We start from the raw sequence: 15,771 nt of genomic DNA on the forward strand, positions 1-15,771 counted from the left end.
TCATGCGAATCACGAGGACAGAGAAATGGAAAAACATCTGTTGATTAGCAAGGGCTGTAAGGGCTGGGGCGGGCCGCTGACTATCACGCCAGGTCAGGGGAAAAAGATTGCGTACATCACCGGGGGGATCCGTCCCCCGGTCGTCGACCGCCTGAGCGAACTGACCGGCTGGCCTTCCATTGATGTATTCAAGAATGGCGAACCGCCGGCGGAAGAGATTGGTTTAATGGTCATCGACTGCGGCGGCACGTTGCGCTGCGGACTCTATCCGAAGCGGGGAATTCCCACCCTTAACCTGCATCCCACCGGTAAAAGCGGCCCGCTGGCGGAATTTATACACGAAGGGATCTACGTCTCCGGCGTGACGCCAGCCTGCATTGAGATGGTCTGGCCGCAAGGGGAAGGCGGAAAGCTTGGGATCGTGGCTGACGATCTGACCGGGGCAACTACCGTCGGGGTGCTGCTGGCGCGCAGTGGTTTAAAAACCGCCGCGTTTTTCGATACTGAATCCTTCGCCCGAAATGAGGTAGAGTATCCGGCGATGGTGGTCAGCAGCGACAGCCGCCCATTGCCGAAAGCGGAGGCCCAGCACAAAGTGAGCGCTGCGGTGAAACAGCTGCAGGCTCGCGGCGCGCATTACTTCACCAAGCGGATTGATACCACGCTGCGCGGCGGCATCGGATTTGAAATCGACGCCATGCTGGAACAACTGCCGCAGGAGACGGTGGCGGTTGTGGTGCCGGCGATGCCGCAGTCACGGCGTATTCTCGTCGGCGGTTACTCGGTGATTGATTCGGTAGCCCTGTCGCGGACCGATGTGGCTCGCGATGTACGTACCCCGGTCACCGAGTCGTGGGTGCCGGGACTGTTGGCGGCGCAGACCCATCATCAGGTCGGGCATATCGCGCTGACATCGGTGATGAAAGGCGAAGGGCAAATCCAGCAGGATTTACAGGAACAACAACAGCGCGGCGTGCGGGTGATAGTGGTCGATGCGATAACCGTCGACGATGTCGATGCCATCGCCGGGGCGGTAGTGGCCCTGAACTGGAACGTGCTGGCCGTCGATCCGGGGCCCTTTACCGAACGGCTGGCGGTTCGTCGCGGCCTGATGCGCGAAGCGCGGAGCAGCGCGCCCGCGAGCCTGACAGCGGACGGCCAGCGCGGCTCGATTTTGATCGTTGCCGGCAGCGCAACGCCAGTAACCAAAAAACAGCTCCAGTATTTGATCGCTAATGATGCCCGGGTCTGCCATATCCCGGTGGATGCCGAGCTGTTGGTTGACCGGAAAAACGCCGCTGAGATTGAAGTCAATCGCGTGGTGCAGCATGCCCGACAGTGCGTTCCGGCGCAGCACAACGCGCTCTTTGTTTTTGAGTCCGCCTTGACCGGGCGGTTGCTAAACCTTCAGGAAGAGGAGCAGCGATTTGGTCTGGCCCACGGTGAGGCTGCGCAAAATATTAACCACGGATTGGGCAGTATTGTGCGCGAGGTGCTTAACTGTGCGTCGGGTGAAATTAAAGGATTGTATATGACCGGTGGTGACACCATGGTCAATGTACTAAAAGAGCTGGGCGCCACCGGAATAGAAATGATTGACTATGTCATCCCGCAAACCGATATGGTGCGGATCATTGGCGGCGATTATGCCGGCTTAATTTGCGTCGGGAAAGGAGGGCTAACCGGACCGGAAGATATTATTAGCATCATTGTTGACCGAATTTATCAGGAAGCACAGCAATAACCCAGTAATCTAATAACTAATAAACGACGTAATGGTCGTCAGGGTAGTATTGCGTCGTTATCTCTGTTAAATCTTAATTTAAGAGTTACCCTATGAATATTAATATACTTGAAAAAATGAATAAGGTGCCCGGTGGGTTAATTATTATTCCACTGCTGGTGGCTATATTAATTAATACTTTCGCGCCCCAGGTGCTCAGCATTGGCGGCCCGACCACCGCCTTATTTAAAGTCGGTTCCAGCGCCATGATGGGCATATTTTTGCTCATTTGCGGAACCTCGATCAATATCCGTCAGGCCGGGTTGCCGCTCTATAAAGGCGCCGTGCTGCTGTTTCTCAAATGTCTGGCCGGGGCACTGGCGGTGTGGGTTGCGGGAACGTTGTTTGGCCCGAGCGGTTTTCTCGGAATATCGACCCTGGCGCTGATTGCCTGCCTGACCAGCTCGAACAGCTCCCTCTATATCGCATTGTGCAGCAACTATGGCGATGCCAGTGATGCCGGGGCGATCTCCGTATTCTGCATCAAGGATGGTCCGTTTGTTACCATGATGGTGCTGGGCGTCAGCGGCCTGGCCAATATTCCCTTCGCCGCGCTGCTGTCGATGCTGATCCCACTGCTGATTGGCATGCTGTGGGGCAATCTGGACGAACGCTTTAAACAGTTATGCGCTGCGGCGCAGCCGCTGGTGATCATTATTATGTCGTTCGCCATCGGCGCCAACTCCAGTATCAATACGGTGTTCACCGCCGGGCTGTCCGGGATCCTGTTGGGGATTATCTCCGCGCTAACCGGGATTGTGTTCTACTTTATCTACAACCTGTTTTTGAAGAAGAAAAGCGCGCTGGGCGCCGCGCTGGGAACCACCGCCGCCAGCTCGGCGCTGACGCCGGCGATGGTTGCCCAGGCGGATCCTTCGCTGGCGATGTACGTGGATGCCGCCACCGCGCAGCTGGCGACGGCGAGCATTATCACCATGATCACCGCGCCGATACTGGTCGCCTGGTTTGATAAACGGCTGAAAAAGCGTGCGCCAGCCGCTGAACCGCTGAAAGAGGTGAAAAGTGAAGAGAGCGTGACATTATCTTCCCCTGCCGCCAAAGGACACAAATAGTATGAGCGTGCCGTTGTATTCATTACGGATTACCGCCGTCGGGGAATATGTTGAGTACTCTCTGCGGGAGCTGCGGCTTATTTTATTCTCCGATGCCGTTCCCGACGATATTGCGAGTTATTGCGCTGTACACCAGGCCAGCGAACTGACCGCCGAGTTATCGCCTGGTCAGCAAATGAAATTAAATGATAAAAATTATCGGGTGACCGCGGTAGGCCGTGTGGCAACGGCAAATTTACGACAGCTTGGCCATATCACGCTAAATTTTGATGGCGCAGATATCGCTGAATTACCCGGGACGGTACACCTTTACGGCGAACCACCACAAATTATTCAGCCTGGCGACCAAATTTCGTTTTACCCGAATTGTCATTAAGACGTACTGTTAAATTAAGGAAATAACCATGAAAACAATCGCTATTGGTGCGGATGATGCCGCCTATGCTTTTCGCGATTCCATCGTCGCTTATTTGAATGGGTTGGGAATTAACGTCGCGGATTACAGCAGCGATAAACGCCAGGGGAGTACCGTTTATCCGGATGTTGCCCATGCGGTGGCGATGTCGATTAAACAGGGCGAACACGAGCGTGGGATCCTGATCTGCGGTACCGGCATTGGGATGAGTATTGTGGCCAATAAAGTCCCCGGGGTCCGCGCCGCACAGTGTCACGATACCTTCTCCGCCGAGCGAGCGCGTAAAAGTAACAACGCGCAGATTATTACCCTTGGCGCGCGGGTGATTGGCGCTGAGCTGGGCAAAAAAATTATTCAGGCGTGGCTTGAGTCCGAATATGAAGGCGGCGGATCCGCGCCCAAAGTGGAACGTATTGATTATTACGAACACCAGCATGCCAGAGATTAATCTCCGCAGTCGTAAGATAAGGAACAGATGATGAGCCAGTTAGACGAACTGAAAAAATACACCACGGTTGTTGCTGATACCGGCGATATTGAATCGATTAAAAAGTTTGCACCCCAGGATGCGACCACCAACCCCTCGCTGGTGCTGAAGGCCGCGCAGCTGCCGCAGTATCAGCCGCTGATTGCCGATGCGATTGGCAAGGCACGCCGCCAGGGAGGCAGCGCAGAAACGCAATTGATTAACGCCTGCGATCAGGTGGCAGTGGATATCGGCAGCGAGGCGCTGCGCCATGTGCCCGGGCGTATCTCCACCGAAGTGGATGCTCGCTTTGCCTGGGATCGCGGGATGTGCGTCGCGAAGGCGCGCAAGCTCATCCAGTTATATGAAAAAAATGGCATTGGTCCCGAGCGGATTCTAATTAAACTCGCCGCCACCTGGGAGGGCATTCGCGCTGCCGAAGAGTTGGAGCAGAGCGGTATAAACTGCAACCTGACGCTGCTGTTCTCTTTCGCTCAGGCCCGGGCGTGCGCCGAAGCGGGCGTCTTTCTCATCTCGCCCTTTGTGGGCCGCATCTACGACTGGTATCAGAAGCACCAGCCGCAGTCAGCCTATCAGGTGGACAGCGATCCGGGCGTGGTCTCTGTGCGCCAGATTTATCAGTATTACAAATCCCATGGCTATGACACGGTGGTAATGGGTGCCAGCTTCCGTCGAATTGAGCAGATCCAGGCGCTGGCGGGCTGCGATCGCCTGACTATCTCTCCGGCACTGCTGGACGAGCTGGCGGCCAGCGAAGGAGTGTTGACCCGCCAGTTGACCCCCGGCTGCGTGACGGAAACCCGTCCCAGCCCGATGACGCAGGCGGAGTTCCTCTGGCAGCATCATCAGGATCCTATGGCAGTGGAAAAACTAGCGGAAGGGATCCGACTGTTTGCTGTCGATCAGGTGAAACTGGAACAACAGATTCAGCAGATGTTGTAATCCGCGGGGATAAAGACTGATGAAAACGACAAATACCACTCGCCGCCAATGCGCCAACGCGCTGCGCGCCCTGAGCATGGACGCTGTACAGAAAGCCAAATCCGGCCACCCGGGGGCCCCGATGGGTATGGCTGACATTGCCGAAGTGCTGTGGCGTGATTTCCTGAACCATAACCCGAACAATCCGGCCTGGGCTGACCGTGACCGTTTTGTGTTGTCAAATGGCCATGGTTCGATGCTGATTTACAGCCTGCTGCACCTCACTGGCTACGATCTGCCGATTGAAGAGCTGAAAAACTTCCGCCAGCTGCACTCCAAAACTCCGGGTCACCCGGAAGTCGGCTACACCGCAGGCGTGGAAACCACCACCGGTCCGCTGGGCCAGGGTATCGCTAACGCGGTCGGGATGGCTATCGCCGAGAAAACCCTGGCGGCGCAGTTCAACCGTCCGGGACACGATATCGTCGACCACTACACCTACGCCTTCATGGGCGACGGCTGTATGATGGAAGGCATTTCTCACGAAGTGTGCTCCCTGGCCGGTACCCTGAAACTGGGTAAACTGGTGGCGTTCTATGATGACAACGGCATCTCCATCGACGGCCACGTTGAAGGCTGGTTCACCGACGATACCGCCAAACGCTTTGAAGCCTACGGCTGGCACGTGGTGCGCGGCGTGGACGGTCACGACGCTGACGCCATCAAACGCGCGGTAGAAGAAGCACGGGCGGTCACCGACAAACCGTCCCTGCTGATGTGCAAAACCATCATCGGTTTCGGTTCGCCGAACAAAGCCGGTACCCACGACTCCCACGGCGCGCCGCTGGGCGACGCCGAAATCGCCCTGACCCGCGAAGCGCTGGGCTGGAAACACGCGCCGTTTGACATCCCGTCTGACATCTATGCCCAGTGGGATGCCAAAGAAGCCGGCCAGGCGAAAGAAGCCGCATGGAACGAGAAGTTTGCGGCTTACGCCAAAGCCTTCCCGCAGGAAGCAGCCGAATTCACCCGCCGTATGAAAGGCGAGATGCCGTCTGACTTCGACGCGAAAGCTAACGAGTTCATCGCGAAGCTGCAGGCCAACCCGGCGAAAATCGCCAGCCGTAAAGCCTCGCAGAACGCCATCGAAGCCTTCGGCCCGCTGCTGCCGGAATTCCTCGGCGGCTCCGCAGATCTCGCGCCGTCCAACCTGACCCTGTGGTCTGGCTCTAAGCCGATCAACGAAGACGCTGCCGGGAACTACATCCACTACGGCGTGCGCGAGTTCGGTATGACCGCTATCGCCAACGGTATCGCGCTGCACGGCGGCTTCCTGCCGTACACCTCCACCTTCCTGATGTTCGTGGAATACGCGCGTAACGCGGTACGTATGGCCGCGCTGATGAAACAGCGTCAGGTGATGGTCTACACCCACGACTCGATCGGTCTGGGCGAAGACGGCCCGACTCACCAGCCGGTAGAGCAGGTGGCTTCCCTGCGCGTGACCCCGAACATGTCCACCTGGCGTCCGTGTGACCAGGTTGAATCCGCGATTGCGTGGAAATATGGCGTGGAGCGTCAGGACGGCCCGACCGCGCTGATCCTCTCCCGTCAGAACCTGGCGCAGCAGGAGCGTACCGCAGAGCAGCTGGCGAACGTGGCCCGCGGCGGTTATGTGCTGAAAGATTGCGCAGGCCAGCCGGAGCTGATCTTCATCGCCACCGGTTCAGAAGTGGAGCTGGCGGTTGCCGCATGGGACAAACTGACTGCCGAAGGCGTGAAGGCGCGCGTGGTTTCCATGCCGTCCACCGACGCGTTCGACAAGCAGGATGCGGCTTATCGCGAATCCGTACTGCCGAAAGCCGTGACCGCGCGCGTTGCCGTGGAAGCGGGTATCGCTGACTACTGGTTCAAATACGTTGGCCTGAACGGCGCTATCGTTGGCATGACCACCTTCGGTGAGTCTGCGCCGGCTGAGCAGCTGTTCGAGGAGTACGGCTTCACCGTCGATAACGTGGTTGCTAAAGCGAAAGCACTGCTGTAAATCCCCACCGCTATCGCCCGGCCCGAAGTCGGGCGATACGCTCTCTGAGTAATGATCTTCCGGTCATGAGTTTGTCTTTTCCTTTCTGAACCATTTCCCACTCTATTTTGTGCGTGACCGCTGATTTCTGTACGTTTTTTTGTGCAGACCGGCAAATGTAGACCAGATTCAATAGGCGCCCGCACGATCGCGCCGCGCCCCTCGATTCCGCCGGACGTCTGTAAAGGAGACCCCGCCATGCCGTCACCGATGATTTATCAGGATCTCACCACTGCCGCGCTGCTCGGCCATGCGGCGCAGTATCACAGCGAGACCGAGATTGTCTCGGTGAGTACTGGCGGTGAGAAGGAGCGCAGCTGCTGGGGGGAGGTGGCCAGCCGTGCTCAGCGGCTGGCATCGGCGCTGGCGTCGCTGGGGCTGCCGCTGGGCGCCCGCTGCGCCACGCTGGCATGGAACAACCGCTGCCATCTGGAGATCTATTTTGCCGTCGCCTCCGGCGGCTGGGTGACGCACACCGTCAATCCGCGGCTGTCGGTTGACCATCTGCGGTATATCCTCAACGACGCTGCCGATGAAGTGCTGTTTTTTGACCAGACCTTTTTGCCGCTGGTAGCGCAGCTGCTGCCGCAGCTGCCGACGGTGAAACACGTCGTGCTGATGGAGTCCCGCAGCGAAGCGGCGCTCAGCCAGCTGCCCTCATTGCTGTTTTATGACGATCTGTTGCAGCAGGGGATGGCAGACTATCGCTGGCCGCAGCTCAATGAACTGACTCCGGCTTCGCTCTGTTACACCTCGGGAACCACCGGCCGGCCGAAAGGGGTATTGAACACCCATCGTTCGCTGGTCCTGCACGCCCTGAGCGGCAACCAGCCGGACGCCGCCGGCATATCGGCGAAGGACAGCCTGTTGCCGGTGGTGCCGATGTTCCATGTCAACGCGTGGGGGACGCCGTTTATCGCCGCCATGGTCGGCGCGCGGCTGGTGCTGCCGGGGCCGCACCTCGATGGCGACAGCCTGCTGCAGCTGCTGGCCGCCGAGAAGGTGACGGTGGGGTTTGGCGTACCGGTGATCTGGGCCGGCTTGCTGGCGGCGATGCGCCGGACAGAGGTCCGGCTGCCTGAATTTAAACGTGCGCTGGTCGGCGGCTCCGCGCTGCCGCCGTCGATGGCCGAGGCCTTTCAGCGTGATTACGGCATTGCGCTGACCCACGCCTGGGGAATGACCGAAACATCGCCCATCGGCACCATCAACACACCGTTGAGCAAACATGACGCGCTCCCGGCACAGGAGCAGCAAAAGCAGCGCGCCGGTCAGGGGCGGCCCATTTTCGGCATCGAACTGCAGGTGGTGGACGTGGATGGCGAACCGTTGCCCCGGGATGGTCAAAGCCAGGGGTATCTGCAGGTCAGAGGGCACTGGGTGGTAGAGCAATACTATGGTCAGGACGCGAGCGCCCTGACCGCGGCAGGCTGGTTTGATACCGGTGATATCGGTACGCTCGACGCCAATGGTTATCTGGTGATCAGCGATCGGGCAAAGGATATTATCAAGTCCGGTGGCGAGTGGATCTCCACCGTTGAGCTGGAGAATATCGCCATCGCGCATCCGGGGGTGCGCAGCGCGGCGGCCATCGCCGCCCGCCATCCGCGCTGGGACGAGCGGCCGGTGCTGCTGTGCGTCCGTGCGGAAGGGGGCGAAGTGGAGGAGACCGATCTGCTGAGCTGGTTTGAGAAGCGGGTGCCTAAATGGCAGATCCCGGACCGGGTGATATTTGTCGATGCGCTGCCGGTCAGCGCCACGGGTAAGGTGCTCAAAAATCAGCTGCGCCAGGCCTACGGAGAGATTTTAATGAGTGAGGGAAAATGAGCCATGCGCGACCCGGTCTGACGACCTGTTCTCAGTATGATGCGGCCCTGCACGCCTTGTCGGCGGCGCGCCAGCGCTGGGCGGAAACCTCAGTGAACCGTCGTCTGGCGCTGCTGCGCCAGATCAAGGATGCCCTGGCTGGTATTGCCCCGGCGTGGGTGGCCGCCGCGGCGGCGGCCAAAGGGCTGCCGGCGGGCGATCCGCTGGCGGGGGAGGAGTGGCTGGCGGGCCCCTGCGCGCTAATGGTCGGCTGCAACGGGCTTATCGCCACCCTGGAGCAACTGGAGGAGAAGACCTTTCTGCGGCGGATCCCGCTGCGGGCGCTGGCGGACGGCCGCCTGGCGCTGCGGGTGGTGCCCGGCACGCTCTGGGATCGGCTGCTTCTGTCTGGTGTTCGCGCTGAGATATGGATGCAGCCAGGCGTCACCCGGGCCCATCTCGACCGCTATGCGGCGCGGGCATACGACATCCCGCCTGCCGCGCGGCAGGGCAAGCTGGCGCTGGTGCTTGGCGCCGGCAATGTGGCCTCGATTGCGCCACTGGATGTGCTACACAAGCTGTTTATTGAGAATCAGGTCTGCCTGCTGAAGCTCAATCCGGTGAATGATTATCTGCACGATCTGCTGGCCCAGGCCCTGGCGCCGGTGATTGCCATGGATGCGCTCCGCATCGTCACCGGCGACGCCCGGGCGGGAGCGTGGCTGACTACCCATCCCGCTGTCGATGAGATCCATATCACTGGCTCCCGCGAGACCCATGACGTCATCGTCTGGGGCGAGGGTGAGACGGCTCGCCAGCGTCGGGCCGCCGGGACGCCGCTGAACCCGCGTCGGGTGACCTCGGAGCTGGGCGGCGTCAGCCCCACCATTATCGTACCCGGGCCGTGGAGCGAGGCGGACATCGCTTTTCAGGCGCAGCAGCTGGCGACGCAGAAGATGAACAACGGCGGGTTTAACTGCGTGGCCAGCCAGGTGCTGATCCTGCAGCAAGGCTGGGAGCCTGCGACGGCCTTGCTGAATCAGCTGTACCGACTGATCGCCGCGAATACCCGCCCGGACTACTACCCCGGCGCTGAAAACCGGCTGACCGACTTTCGCCTGCGCGCCCGTCAGCCGCTGGAGATAGCCCGCGGTGACGCGCTGCCGTTGATTGTGGCGAATACCGACGATGATCCCGGGTTCTGCCAGCAGGAGGTCTTTGGCCCGGGGCTGTCGGTCACCCGTCTTGAGGCCGATAGTGCGGAAAGCTTTCTGCGCCAGGCGATCGGCTATGCGAATCAGCGGCTGCAGGGCACGCTGGGGGCCAATATTGTGATCCACCCGCGCACCCGCAAAGCGATTGGACGTAAGCGTTTTAATGCGCTGATCGCCGAGCTGCGCTACGGCACGGTGGCGATCAACTGCTGGAGTGGGGTGGCCTTCCTGTTAGCCCCTTGCCCGTGGGGGGCGTTTCCCGGCCACACGCTCGACGATATTCAGAGCGGGCGGGGCAAGGTGCATAACAGCTTTATGCTGGAGAAAACGGAGCGCACGGTGATTGAGGCGCCGTTTCGGCCGTTTCCGCGTAGTCTTTGGCATGGCAAACTGACGCTGATGCCCCTGCCGCCCTGGTTCATCACCCACCGGGGGCAGGAAGCGGTGGCGCAGCGGCTGGTGGATTTTTACCATCGGCCGCGCTGGCGCAAATTGCCGGCGCTCCTCTGGCGCGCGCTGCGGGGCTAAGGTGAGAGCAAAAAAAAGGGCGGAACCGCGGTTCCGCCCTGCGGGATTAACGGCCCGCTTTCAGCTTCTGGTAATACTCTTCATAAATGGCGCTGGCGCTGCCGACGTCATTCTGCCATTCGCCTTTCTCAATGGTTGCGGCGTCCGGATAGAGCGATTTATCGTTGGCCACTGCCGGGCTGAGCATCTTGCGCGCCGCAAGGTTCGGCGTCGGATAACCGATGGTTTCAGCGACCTGTTTGGCGACATCCGGGCGCAGCAGGAAGTTAATCAGCTTCAGCGCGCCGTCGACGTTTTTGGCGTTCGCCGGGATCGACAGGCTGTCCATCCAGAAGATGCCGCCCTCTTTCGGCCAGATCACTTCCAGCGGGGTACCGGCCTGGCGGGCGACGTAAGCCGAGCCGTTCCATACCATCCCGAGGTTCACTTCGCCTTCCATATACGGGTTCGCCGGGTTATCAGAGTTAAACGCTGCGACGTTGGGCATCAGCTTTTTCAGCTCGTTATAGGCGGCTTCAATCTCTTTCGGGTCGGTGGTGTTGCCGGAATAGCCCAGCTTACGCAGCGCCATCTGGAACACTTCGCGCGCGTCGTCGGTCAGCAGCAGGCTGCTTTTGTATTCCGGCTTCCACAGGTCGGCCCAGCTGGTGATAGTTTTCGGGTCAATCGCCTCGCTGTTGACGCCGATGGCCGTCGCCCCCCAGATATAGGGGATGGAGTAGTCGTTATTCGGATCGAACGGTTTATTCAGCATCTGCGGATCGAGGTTGCTGAAGTTAGTCAGCTTGCTCTTATCGATCTTCTGCAGCATGCCTTCTTTGCGCATCTTGTCGACAAAGTAGGTCGACGGGACGACCAGGTCGTACGCGCCGTCTTTATAGGTTTTGAGCTTGGCGTACATGGTTTCGTTCGACTCGTAGGTCGAATAGATAACCTTGATGCCGGTCTCTTTGGTGAACTGCTCCAGCAGGCCCGGCGGCACATACTCGGTCCAGTTATAGAAATAGAGCGTTTTGCTATCGTCCGCGTGCGCAGCGCCCATGCCGATTGCCAGAGCGCTCGCCGCGAGCAGGTGGCGTGACCATTTTTTCATTTTAACGTCCCCTGAGTTTTATCACGTGCAATTAACTGACTGGCGATGACCATCACCAGCGACAGAACCAACAAAATCGTGGCCAGGGCGTTCACCTCTGGCGAAACGCCAACCTTGACCATCGAATAGATCTTCAGTGGCAGGATTTCATACCCCGGACCGGTCACGAACGAGGAGACTACCACGTCATCCATCGACAGGGTGAAGCTCAGCAACCACCCAGCGGCTACCGCCGGCAGGGCCAGCGGCAGGATAATTTTGCGCAGGATGGTCATCTCGCTGGCGCCCAGATCTTTCGCCGCCTCCAGCATCCGCACGTCAAAGCCTTTCAGGCGGGAGTAAACGGTGACCACCACAAACGGCAGGCAGAAGGTGATATGCGAAAACAGCAGCGACCAGAAACCAAGCTGGACGCCGATCAGCATAAACAGCACCAGCAGAGAGATGGCCATCACAATATCTGGCGACATCATCACCACAAACAGCATGCCGCTGACAAACGGTTTGCCGCGAAAGCGGTAACGGTACAGCGCCACGGCGGTCAGCGAGCCGATAAGGGTGGCGAAGGTCGCCGACAGCACCGCCATGGTCAGCGAGTGCTGGGCGGCCTGCAGCAGGCTATCGTTGTTCATCAGCAGGCTATACCAGTCGGTGGTGAACCCCTGCCAGTTGATGCCGAAGCGCGACCGGTTAAACGAGTTAACGATCAGAATAATAATAGGGATGTAGAGATACGCGTAGATGGCGGTCATAAAGCCGCCGCGCAGCAGTCGACCGATCATTCCAGCTCCACCTTTTTATTCAGCAGGCGCGCCGCGCGCCAGTAAATCAACAGCATCAGGCCCATCACCAGGGTTAAGGTAATGCTGGTTGCCGCGCCGAACGGCCAGTCGCGGATATTGAGGAACTGGCTTTTGATCACGTTGCCGATCAGCAGGTTCTTGGCGCCGCCCATCAGGTCGGAAACGTAGAACAACCCCATCGCCGGCAGCATCACCAGCAGACAGCCGGCGATGATCCCCGGCATGGTCAGCGGGATGATAATGCGGATAAAGGTCTGCAGCTTGCTGGCGCCGAGATCTTTCGCCGCTTCCAGCAGCGGGCGATCCAGTTTCTCAATGCTGGAGTAGAGCGGCATCACCATAAACGGCAGCAGGATGTACACCAGGCCGATGATCACCGCCGAGGGGGTGAACATAATGCGTATCGGGGTGTCGATCACCCCCAGCCACAGCAGAAACTCGTTCAGGTAACCTTTAGTGCTGAGGAAAATCTTCAGCCCGTAGATGCGGATCAACGAGTTGGTCCAAAAAGGGACGATCAGCAGGAACAGCAGCAGGGGCCGTACCTTCTGCGGCAGCCGGGCGAGGAACCACGCAAACGGATAGCCAAGCGCCAGGCAGGCGAGGGTCGCCAGCAGCGCCATGTTTAGCGAATGCAGCAGAACGTCATAATAGAGCGGATCCAGTAGCCGCGAATAGTTATCCAGCGTGAAGACCAGTTTGACGAAGTTGGCATCGTCGCGGGTCAAAAAGCTGGTGGCGATGATCATCAGGTTGGGCAGGAAGACAAACAGCACCAGCCAACCGACGATAGTGGCGATCACCACATTCTGGAATTTACTGGTGTTCTTCATCGGCCAGCACCACCTCCCAGCTTTCCACCCAATTGATAGACATTTTCTGGTCAAGAGAGTGGTCGAAATCCGGGTCGTCTTCGTTAAAGAACTCGCTGACCATCACCATTTTGCCGTTCTCCAGTTCCACCACCGACTCCAGAGTCATGCCTTTATAGTTGCGCTCGCGGACATAGCCGATCAGGCCGTCGGCGTCGCTGTTATGGTGGATCTCGTCGACGCGCAGATCTTCCGGGCGCAGCAGGACATGCAGACGCTGGCCGGCCTCCACGGCAAAATTGACGGTGATGTTGCATTCCCGTCCTTCAACGCGGGCGCGCACGCGCTGTTCGTCGAGACGTTCAATTACCGTGGCGTCAAAGATATTGATCTCGCCGATAAAGCTGGCGACAAACAGGTTCTTCGGCTCTTCGTAGATCTCTCGCGGGGTGCCGTCCTGTTCGATTTTGCCATCACGCATCACCACGATGCGATCGGACATGGTCAGAGCCTCTTCCTGATCGTGGGTGACGAAGACGAAGGTGATCCCGAGCTTACGCTGCAGCGCTTTCAGTTCGTTCTGCATCTGCTTGCGCAGCTTGTAATCCAGTGCCGAAAGAGACTCATCGAGCAGCAGCAGACGCGGTTTGTTGACCACCGCGCGGGCGATGGCCACGCGCTGCTGCTGGCCGCCGGAGAGCTGGTGCGGTTTGCGCTGGGCAAACGCCTCCAACTGCACCATCTTTAAGGCATCCATCACCCGTGGGGTGATTTCCGCCGCCGGTGTTTTCTGCATCCGCAGGCCAAAGGCGACGTTCTCGAACACCGTCATATGCGGAAACAGGGCGTAGCTTTGGAATACGGTATTGACGTGGCGGTTTTCCGCCGGAACATGAGTGATATCGTGATCTTCGAGATGGATCCGTCCGCTGTCGACGTTTTCCAGGCCGGCAATAAGGCGCAGAACGGTGGTTTTACCGCAGCCAGAGGGGCCAAGCAGAGTGAGAAACTCACCATTGTTGATGGTCAGGTTAAGGTTGTCGATGACCGTTTTACCATCAAAGCTCTTGCGAATTCCCGCCAGATGCACCAGCGGCGAACGCGAACGCGGTTGTATATTCAATTTTTGACTCTGTCCCATGTAGACGCAACGGCAAATTTCCGGCCGCTGCGGGGTTTGTGATTAACCACCTTTGGGGTTGCACGTTTTTAATAAGGGCCAGCATTCTACGGCAAACGAGGGTAATCGCCAATCCTTGATACGCCCGCATAGTCTACCTTTACACCATAACGTCGGTTCCGTTATTAAATTTCGCTTTACGGGCTAAAAATGACCTGACGCAATATTTGTCTTTTCTGGCTTATGAATAATGTTGTCACAAAAGAAGAGGGTGGCTACATGGATAAATTGCTTGAGCGTTTTTTGCAGTACGTTTCTTTGGACACGCAGTCAAAGCCTGGCGTTCGTCAGGTCCCCAGCACGGAAGGGCAGTGGAAGCTGTTACGCCTGTTGCAGGCGCAGCTGGAAGAAATGGGACTGGTCAAGGTAACGCTGAGTGAAAAAGGGACGGTAATGGGAACTTTGCCCGCTAACGTTGAGGGCGATATCCCGGCCATCGGTTTTATCTCCCACGTCGACACCTCCCCGGATTTCAGTGGTAAAAACGTTAATCCGCAGATTGTTGAAAACTATCGCGGCGGCGATATCGCGCTGGGTATCGGCGATGAGGTGCTCTCCCCGGTGATGTTCCCGGTTCTGCATCAGCTTTTGGGACAGACGCTGATCACCACCGACGGGAAAACGCTGCTCGGGGCGGACGACAAAGCCGGCATTGCCGAAATTATGACCGCGCTGGCGACTCTGCAGGCGAAAAATATTCCTCATGGCGATATCCGCGTGGCCTTCACCCCTGATGAAGAGGTGGGTAAAGGGGCGAAGCATTTCGACGTCGAGGCCTTTGACGCCCGCTGGGCCTATACCGTCGACGGTGGCGGGGTCGGCGAACTGGAGTTTGAAAACTTCAACGCCGCCTCGGTGACGATAAAAATTGTCGGTAATAACGTGCACCCCGGCACCGCGAAAGGGGTGATGGTCAACGCGCTGTCGCTGGCCGCGCGCATTCATGCCGAAGTACCGGCCGATGAAGCGCCGGAGACCACTGAAGGCTATGAAGGTTTTTATCACCTCACCAGCATGAAAGGCAGCGTCGATCGGGCCGAGATGCATTACATCATCCGCGATTTTGACCGTAAGCACTTCGAGGCGCGCAAGCGCAAGATGATGGAGATCGCCAAAAAGGTCGGCAAGGGACTGCACCCGGACTGTTATATTGAGCTGGTGATCGAGGACAGTTATTACAACATGCATGAGCAGGTGATCGCCCATCCGCACGTGGTCGATATAGCCCGCCAGGCGATGGTGGACTGCGATATTGAACCGCAGATGAAGCCGATCCGCGGCGGCACCGACGGCGCGCAGCTCTCATTTATGGGACTGCCGTGCCCAAACCTGTTTACCGGTGGCTACAACTATCACGGCAAACATGAGTTTGTCACCCTGGAAGGAATGGAGAAAGCGGTGCAGGTGATCGTGCGTATCGCCGAGCTGACGGCGGCACGCAAAGGGCATTAATCTTCTCAGGTGGCCCGGTAGGCCGCGTGTCGGACAAGATGCCGGATGGCGGCTTCGCCTTATCCGGCCTACGGTTCAGCCGGTGAGCGCGGAACCCGTAGGCCCGGCAAGCGCAGCGCCG

13 protein-coding genes are annotated in these 15,771 nt (G+C 58.5%); 9 read left to right on the forward strand and 4 right to left on the reverse strand.

The genetic code is table 11. From position 1 onward, the window contains the following. Positions 1-25 precede the first annotated feature (25 nt). The 8 genes from BHE81_RS21575 (at position 26) to BHE81_RS21610 (ending at position 10,310) form a co-directional block, all read left to right on the forward strand. Positions 26-1,744, forward strand: a complete 1,719-nt coding sequence (locus tag BHE81_RS21575; RefSeq protein ID WP_004224117.1) for a four-carbon acid sugar kinase family protein — start codon at positions 26-28, stop codon at positions 1,742-1,744. 92 nt (positions 1,745-1,836) lie between these two features. Beyond that, positions 1,837-2,856: a 2-keto-3-deoxygluconate permease gene (locus tag BHE81_RS21580; protein WP_004140602.1), complete on the forward strand. Its 1,020-nt coding sequence runs from the start codon at positions 1,837-1,839 to the stop codon at positions 2,854-2,856. Position 2,857: 1 nt separating this feature from the next. Continuing rightward, positions 2,858-3,232, forward strand: coding sequence for a PTS glucitol/sorbitol transporter subunit IIA (locus BHE81_RS21585; RefSeq protein ID WP_004140600.1), 375 nt, complete (start codon positions 2,858-2,860; stop codon positions 3,230-3,232). A 28-nt stretch (positions 3,233-3,260) separates the two neighbouring features. After that, positions 3,261-3,719: a ribose 5-phosphate isomerase B gene (gene rpiB, locus BHE81_RS21590; protein WP_004179338.1), complete on the forward strand. Its 459-nt coding sequence runs from the start codon at positions 3,261-3,263 to the stop codon at positions 3,717-3,719. A gap of 30 nt (positions 3,720-3,749) precedes the next feature. Continuing rightward, positions 3,750-4,700: a transaldolase gene (tal, locus tag BHE81_RS21595; RefSeq protein ID WP_014599125.1), complete on the forward strand. Its 951-nt coding sequence runs from the start codon at positions 3,750-3,752 to the stop codon at positions 4,698-4,700. A gap of 19 nt (positions 4,701-4,719) precedes the next feature. Then, entirely contained in the window at positions 4,720-6,723 is a 2,004-nt protein-coding gene (gene tkt / locus BHE81_RS21600) for a transketolase (protein WP_023302072.1), read from the forward strand. Between the two features lie 237 nt (positions 6,724-6,960). Then, entirely contained in the window at positions 6,961-8,589 is a 1,629-nt protein-coding gene (locus BHE81_RS21605; protein ID WP_023302071.1) for a long-chain fatty acid--CoA ligase, read from the forward strand. Further along, complete coding sequence (locus tag BHE81_RS21610) at positions 8,586-10,310, forward strand: aldehyde dehydrogenase family protein (protein ID WP_023302070.1); 1,725 nt, start codon at positions 8,586-8,588, stop codon at positions 10,308-10,310. Before BHE81_RS21605 ends, BHE81_RS21610 begins: the two co-directional genes overlap by 4 nt. A gap of 46 nt (positions 10,311-10,356) precedes the next feature. Here BHE81_RS21610 and potD read toward each other — a convergent pair whose 3' ends face one another. From potD to potA, 4 genes are read right to left on the reverse strand one after another with little or no spacing between them, the layout of a single operon-like run. Then, positions 10,357-11,403 carry a spermidine/putrescine ABC transporter substrate-binding protein PotD gene (gene potD, locus BHE81_RS21615; RefSeq protein ID WP_004140590.1) on the reverse strand — a complete coding sequence of 349 codons (1,047 nt, stop codon included), beginning with the start codon at positions 11,401-11,403 and terminating at the stop codon, positions 10,357-10,359. Then, positions 11,400-12,185, reverse strand: a complete 786-nt coding sequence (gene potC / locus BHE81_RS21620; RefSeq protein ID WP_004150813.1) for a spermidine/putrescine ABC transporter permease PotC — start codon at positions 12,183-12,185, stop codon at positions 11,400-11,402. Before potC ends, potD begins: the two co-directional genes overlap by 4 nt. Further along, a complete protein-coding gene (gene potB, locus BHE81_RS21625; RefSeq protein ID WP_004150812.1) occupies positions 12,182-13,039 on the reverse strand; it encodes a spermidine/putrescine ABC transporter permease PotB in 858 nt (285 codons plus the stop codon). Before potB ends, potC begins: the two co-directional genes overlap by 4 nt. Beyond that, entirely contained in the window at positions 13,023-14,159 is a 1,137-nt protein-coding gene (gene potA, locus BHE81_RS21630; protein WP_004147966.1) for a spermidine/putrescine ABC transporter ATP-binding protein PotA, read from the reverse strand. The genes potB and potA overlap by 17 nt, the downstream gene beginning before the upstream one ends. A 258-nt stretch (positions 14,160-14,417) precedes the next feature. Between potA and pepT the strand changes: the two genes are divergently transcribed. Further along, complete coding sequence (gene pepT, locus BHE81_RS21635) at positions 14,418-15,650, forward strand: peptidase T (protein WP_004150810.1); 1,233 nt, start codon at positions 14,418-14,420, stop codon at positions 15,648-15,650. Positions 15,651-15,771 lie beyond the last annotated feature (121 nt).

This window comes from Klebsiella sp. AqSCr, assembly GCF_008452795.1.
Classification (GTDB): Bacteria; Pseudomonadota; Gammaproteobacteria; order Enterobacterales; family Enterobacteriaceae; genus Klebsiella; species Klebsiella pneumoniae.

What these genes read in the sequence shown, in the direction of transcription:
- BHE81_RS21575 (WP_004224117.1), top strand. Translation starts at nt 26, where the DNA reads ATGGAAAAACATCTGTTGATTAGCAAGGGCTGTAAGGGCTGGGGCGGG.
- BHE81_RS21580 (WP_004140602.1), top strand. Translation starts at nt 1,837, where the DNA reads ATGAATATTAATATACTTGAAAAAATGAATAAGGTGCCCGGTGGGTTA.
- BHE81_RS21585 (WP_004140600.1), top strand. Translation starts at nt 2,858, where the DNA reads ATGAGCGTGCCGTTGTATTCATTACGGATTACCGCCGTCGGGGAATAT.
- rpiB (WP_004179338.1), top strand. Translation starts at nt 3,261, where the DNA reads ATGAAAACAATCGCTATTGGTGCGGATGATGCCGCCTATGCTTTTCGC.
- tal (WP_014599125.1), top strand. Translation starts at nt 3,750, where the DNA reads ATGAGCCAGTTAGACGAACTGAAAAAATACACCACGGTTGTTGCTGAT.
- tkt (WP_023302072.1), top strand. Translation starts at nt 4,720, where the DNA reads ATGAAAACGACAAATACCACTCGCCGCCAATGCGCCAACGCGCTGCGC.
- BHE81_RS21605 (WP_023302071.1), top strand. Translation starts at nt 6,961, where the DNA reads ATGCCGTCACCGATGATTTATCAGGATCTCACCACTGCCGCGCTGCTC.
- BHE81_RS21610 (WP_023302070.1), top strand. Translation starts at nt 8,586, where the DNA reads ATGAGCCATGCGCGACCCGGTCTGACGACCTGTTCTCAGTATGATGCG.
- potD (WP_004140590.1), bottom strand. Translation starts at nt 11,403, where the DNA reads ATGAAAAAATGGTCACGCCACCTGCTCGCGGCGAGCGCTCTGGCAATC.
- potC (WP_004150813.1), bottom strand. Translation starts at nt 12,185, where the DNA reads ATGATCGGTCGACTGCTGCGCGGCGGCTTTATGACCGCCATCTACGCG.
- potB (WP_004150812.1), bottom strand. Translation starts at nt 13,039, where the DNA reads ATGAAGAACACCAGTAAATTCCAGAATGTGGTGATCGCCACTATCGTC.
- potA (WP_004147966.1), bottom strand. Translation starts at nt 14,159, where the DNA reads ATGGGACAGAGTCAAAAATTGAATATACAACCGCGTTCGCGTTCGCCG.
- pepT (WP_004150810.1), top strand. Translation starts at nt 14,418, where the DNA reads ATGGATAAATTGCTTGAGCGTTTTTTGCAGTACGTTTCTTTGGACACG.